This window comes from Corynebacterium sp. HMSC076D02 (genome assembly GCF_001813815.1).
GTDB lineage: Bacteria > Actinomycetota > Actinomycetes > Mycobacteriales > Mycobacteriaceae > Corynebacterium > Corynebacterium simulans.
This window is the reverse complement of record NZ_KV814013.1, coordinates 1-388: the sequence shown is the minus strand read 5'-3', so window position 1 is coordinate 388 and position 388 is coordinate 1. Positions and strand designations below refer to the sequence as shown.

The window sequence follows — 388 nt, the reverse complement described above, 5'->3', positions numbered from 1 at the left end:
GCGCTCAACCAGGCGATCGTGTGCGCCAAAGAAACAACGGGCTTGATTCACCATTCAGACCACGGCTCACAATATGTGAGCATCGTCTACAACGAGCGCCTGGCTGAGCACGGTATCGCAGCGTCGACTGGGACGGTGGGTGACTCCTATGACAATGCTTTGGCTGAAAACGTCAACGGCTCCTACAAGAATGAGCTGATTCATAGGCGAATGTGGGCCGATGTCGTCGACGTGGAAATCGCCACGTTCGAGTGGGTGAATTGGTGGAACGAGTCAAGGCTCCACCAGAGCCTGGGCTACCGCACGCCGGCTGAAGTCGAAGCCGAGTTTTGGGAACACCACCCCAGTCGAGAAATAATGGAAATTAAGGCACAAGCCTAGGAACAAA

General features: G+C 54.6%; 1 protein-coding gene. It reads left to right on the top strand.

The window, feature by feature from the left end; translation table 11 throughout:
- On the top strand, nt 1-381 hold a 381-nt coding region (locus HMPREF2935_RS00035), incomplete at its 5' end, for an integrase core domain-containing protein (RefSeq protein WP_141755975.1).
- Nucleotides 382-388: the final 7 nt, after the last annotated feature.